The following is a 4,835-nucleotide window of genomic DNA, read 5'->3' on the forward strand; positions in this document are numbered from 1 at the left end:
GTGGTCGCCGCCTAGCCGCCACCCCCAGGAATTCCGGCGGACCGTACCGGAACGAGCCGCTCCCACCTGCGGGAGTGAATCGTGTCACTGCGTTGCCCTCTCGGCGCGCGGGCGAGGAAGGTGTACCTTCCTGCGACCAGGGGACCTGGCGTCCCCGCGTACGCAGATGCCCAGTCAGCAGCGCCTCCGACGAGAGAGACACGAGACATGTCTGCAGAAGACCCGACTCGCCATCCGCCTCAGCGCATCGGTGTGGTCGCCGAGTCCGTCCCGGGGGAGACCCGGGTGGCGGCGACCCCGTCGACCGTGCGTCAGTTGCTGGCCCTGGGGTACGAGGTGGTGGTCGAGTCCGAGGCCGGTACGGCCTCCGGGTTCACCGACGAGGCCTACACCGAGGCCGGCGCGACCATCGGCGAGGCCTGGACGGCCGACCTGGTGCTCAAGGTCAACGCCCCCTCCGAGGAGGAGGTGGGCCGGCTGAACCGGGGGGCCGACCTGGTCGCCCTGATCGCGCCGGCCCAGCGCGGTGAGCTGCTGGCGGTGCTGGCCGAGCGCGGGGTGACCGCGCTGGCGCTGGACGCCGTACCGCGGATCTCCCGCGCCCAGTCGATGGACGTGCTCAGCTCGATGGCCAACATCGCCGGCTACCGCGCGGTGATCGAGGCGGCGCACGCCTTCGGCCGGTTCTTCACCGGGCAGGTCACCGCCGCCGGCAAGGTGCCCGCCGCCAAGGTCCTGGTGGCCGGGGCCGGCGTGGCGGGCCTGGCCGCGATCGGCGCCGCGTCCAGCCTGGGCGCGATCGTGCGGGCCACCGACCCGCGACCCGAGGTGGCCGACCAGGTCAAGTCGCTGGGCGGCGAGTACCTCGCGGTCAACGTCGAGCAGGAGGCCAGCACCGACGGCTACGCCAAGGCGACCTCGGCCGACTACGACCGGGCCGCGGCCGCGCTCTACAGCGAGCAGGCCCGGGACGTCGACATCATCATCACCACCGCGCTGATCCCCGGCCGCCCGGCCCCGCGCCTGGTGACCGCGGCGGACGTGGCCGCGATGAAGCCCGGCAGCGTGATCGTCGACATGGCCGCCGCGATGGGCGGCAACGTCGAGGGCACCGTCCCGGGCCGGGCCGTGGTCACCGAGGGCGGGGTGACCATCATCGGGTACACCGACCTCGCTTCCCGGCTGCCCGCGCAGGCCTCCCAGCTGTTCGGCACCAACCTGGTCAACCTGCTGAAGCTGGTCACCCCGGAGAAGGACGGCCGGCTGACGCTGGACTTCGAGGACGTGGTGCAGCGGGCGGTCACCGTGGTCCGGGCCGGCGAGATCACCTGGCCGCCCCCGCCGGTAGCCGTCTCCGCCGCCCCCGCGGCCCAGGCGCCGGCCCCCGCCGCGCCCGCCGCCCCGGCCAGGCCGAAGCTCACCCCGGCGGCCCGGTTCGGCCTGATCGGGCTCGGGATGCTCGCCACCTTCCTGCTGGTCGCCTTCGCCCCGGCCCAACTGGCGGAGAACTTCACGGTGTTCGCGCTGGCCGTGGTGATCGGCTACTACGTGATCGGCAAGGTGCACCACGCCCTGCACACCCCGCTGATGTCGGTGACCAACGCGATCTCCGGAATCGTCGTGGTCGGCGCGCTGCTGCAGATCGGCCACGAGAGCTGGGTGGTCACCGCGCTCTCCTTCGTGGCGATCCTGCTCACCAGCGTGAACATCTTCGGCGGTTTCGCCGTGACCCGCCGCATGCTGTCGATGTTCTCGACGTCCCCCGAAAGGCGCTGATCCGAGATGACTGCCCTGACAGCGTCCCACGCGGCGGACCTGGTCGCCGCCCTGCTGTTCATCCTGAGCCTGGCCGGGCTCTCCCAGCACCGCACCTCGCGGGCCGGCGTGGTCTACGGCATCGCCGGCATGGCGCTCGCCCTGGTGGCCACCGTGGTGGTGGCCTCGCGCACGATCAGCGCCGGCGCGGTGCTGCTGATCCTGCTGGCGATGGCGCTGGGCGGCGCGGCGGGCCTGTGGCGGGCCCGCCGGGTCGAGATGACCCAGATGCCCGAACTCATCGCCGTGCTGCACAGCTTCGTGGGCCTGGCCGCCGTACTGGTGGGCTGGAACAGCTACCTGGAGGTGGAGTCCAAGGGCGCGGCGCAGACCCGGATCGGCGCCGACCTGCTGAGCATCCACCACGCCGAGGTGTTCATCGGCATCTTCATCGGCGCGGTCACCTTCACCGGTTCGATCGTGGCCTTCCTCAAGCTCTCGGCCCGGATCAACTCCCGGCCGCTGATGCTGCCGGGCAAGAACGCCCTCAACATCGGCGCGCTGGCGGCCTTCGTGGCGCTCACCGTCTGGTTCACCGTCAGCCCGAACCTGGGCCTGATGATCGCGGTCACCGTGCTGGCGCTGCTGCTGGGCTGGCACCTGGTGGCGTCCATCGGCGGCGGTGACATGCCCGTCGTGGTGTCGATGCTGAACAGCTACTCCGGCTGGGCCGCGGCCGCGGCCGGCTTCCTGCTGGACAACAACCTGCTGATCGTCACCGGCGCGCTGGTCGGCTCCTCCGGTGCCTACCTGTCGTACATCATGTGCAAGGCGATGAACCGCTCCTTCCTGTCGGTGATCGCCGGCGGCTTCGGCATCGAGGCTCCCTCGGGCGGCGCGCAGGAGCAGGGCGAGCACCGGGAGATCCGGGCCCGGGAGACGGCCGAACTGCTGGCCCAGGCCAGCACGGTGGTCATCACCCCCGGGTACGGGATGGCGGTCGCGCAGGCCCAGCACCCGGTCGCCGAGCTGACCAGGCGGCTGCGCGAGCGCGGCGTCGAGGTGCGGGTCGGCGTGCACCCGGTGGCCGGCCGGCTGCCCGGGCACATGAACGTGCTGCTGGCCGAGGCCAAGGTGCCGTACGACATCGTGCTGGAGATGGACGAGATCAACGACGACTTCGCCGAGACCTCGGTGGTCCTGGTGATCGGTGCCAACGACACCGTCAACCCGGCCGCCACCGAGGACCCGACCAGCCCGATCGCCGGCATGCCGGTGCTGAAGGTCTGGGAGGCGGAGCACGTGGTGGTCTTCAAGCGCTCGATGGCCTCCGGCTACGCGGGCGTGCAGAACCCGCTCTTCTTCCGGGAGAACAGCAGCATGCTGTTCGGCGACGCCAAGCAGACCGTGGAGGCGATCCTCGCGGAGCTGGGCACCGACGCCGGCGCCGGCCCGGTCGCGGCGCCGGTCCCGGCCGGGCGGTGACGCCGGGGCGGCCCGCCCGCTGACCGGGGCGCGCGGTGCGCGCGCCCCGGAGCACGACCCGCGGCGGTCGGCCCACCGGCCGACCGCCGCAGTTCGTCACCGGACCGTCAGGCTGCCGTCCAGGTGGTCCCAGGCCGCGTGCACGTGCAGCCGCACCCCCGTGACCAGCGTGTCGTCGTCGGCGTAGAAGCCGGGGTTGTGGTTGGTCGCGATGCCGCGGCCGCCGGCGCTCGGAACCAGCTTGCCGTCCCGGAACTCGCTGTCCTGGACGCCGAGGATCACGTACAGGCCGCCGAACCGGTTGACGAACTCCGCGACGTCGTCGTAGCCGAGGACCGGATCGGTCACCACGGTCCGGTCCTCGCCGACCACCCGGTGCAGCGTCGGCAGGCCGGCGTCCACCCACTCCCGGGTGTTGTGCACGGCCGGCACGTCCTGCAGGAAGTCGACCGCGGCGGTGCAGTGGTAGGCCGCGGCGCTGCCCTCGGCGAGGGCGGTGAGCCGCTGCTGCAGCTCGGCCATGTCGGACTCGACCGAGCACCGGACGGTGCCCCACAGCGTCACCGTCTCGCCGATGATGTTGAACCGGCCGACGTCCTCGACATGCCCGATCGACACCGTGACCGGGTCGAAGGCCGGCACCTGCCGGTACAGCTGGCCGATACCGGTGAGGATCGCACCGGCCGCGGGCATCGGGTCGACGCCCTGCCACGGGGTGGAGCCGTGCACCTGCCGGCCCGTCAGCCCGATCCGGACCAGGCAGGAGGCGGCGAACTGGTTGCCCACCCGGTAGCCGAGCCAGCCCTTCGGCAGCGGGGCGACGTGCATGCCGAAGACCATGGTGGGCACCGGGTCGGCGAAGGCGTCCTGGGCGAGCATCTCCCGCGCCCCGCCCGGCTCGCCCACCGGTGGGCCCTCCTCGGCCGGCTGGAAGACGAACAGCACCGTGCCGGCCAGCTGCTCGCGCACCCCGGCCAGCACCGTGGCCGCGCCCAGCAGCATCGCCGTGTGGCAGTCGTGGCCGCAGGCGTGCGAGACCGGGAACGGGCCGCCGGGGTAGTCCCGGTCCACCGCGGCGGACGCGAACTGCTCCCCGCAGCGGTCGGGCACCGGCAGGGCGTCGGTGTCGGCGCGCAGCGCCACCACGCCGTCCCCCGGCCGGCCGCCGCGCAGCACGCCGACCACGCCGTGGCCGGCGATGCCGGTGCGCACCTCGTCCAGGCCCAGGGTGCGCAGGTGGTCGGCGATCAGCCGGGCGGTGTTCGTCTCACGGTTGGACAGCTCCGGGTGCCGGTGCAGGTGGTGACGCCAGGCCACCACCTGCTCGGCGACCGCGGCGCAGCGCCGGTCGAGCTCCTGGTGCACGGGAGACCTCCAGTCGACGGGGTGTGCCCCGACGTTAGGGGCCGTCTTCAAACCCCCGCCTGCGCGGCGACGCCGGGGCACGCACGCCCCCAGCCTTCGGCCGGGAGGTGCCCCCACGCTGCGTTGTCGTCGGTTGCCTATGCTCCGCATGGACTCTCCCCCAGCCTTCGGCCGGGAGGTGCCCCCATCCTCCGCCTTGCGATGCACGCACCCCAACGCCGCCGCGCCCG

Annotated in this window: 3 protein-coding genes; 2 read left to right on the top strand and 1 reads right to left on the bottom strand. The window is 72.9% G+C overall.

Going from position 1 to position 4,835, the window contains the following annotated elements:
• Positions 1–207: 207 nt before the first annotated feature.
• Positions 208–1,776, top strand: a complete 1,569-nt coding sequence (locus ACFW1A_RS38580; RefSeq protein WP_380418011.1) for a Re/Si-specific NAD(P)(+) transhydrogenase subunit alpha — start codon at positions 208–210, stop codon at positions 1,774–1,776.
• Between the two features lie 6 nt (positions 1,777–1,782).
• Positions 1,783–3,240: a Re/Si-specific NAD(P)(+) transhydrogenase subunit beta gene (gene pntB, locus ACFW1A_RS38585; RefSeq protein WP_380418012.1), complete on the top strand. Its 1,458-nt coding sequence runs from the start codon at positions 1,783–1,785 to the stop codon at positions 3,238–3,240.
• Positions 3,241–3,336: 96 nt separating this feature from the next.
• Here the strand turns inward: pntB and ACFW1A_RS38590 are convergent, their stop codons facing one another.
• Positions 3,337–4,605 (bottom strand): amidohydrolase, encoded by a 1,269-nt coding sequence (locus ACFW1A_RS38590; RefSeq protein WP_380418014.1) that lies wholly within the window; start codon positions 4,603–4,605, stop codon positions 3,337–3,339.
• Positions 4,606–4,835 lie beyond the last annotated feature (230 nt).

Origin of the sequence: Kitasatospora sp. NPDC058965, assembly GCF_042741245.1 — a bacterium.
Lineage (GTDB): Bacteria > Actinomycetota > Actinomycetes > Streptomycetales > Streptomycetaceae > Kitasatospora.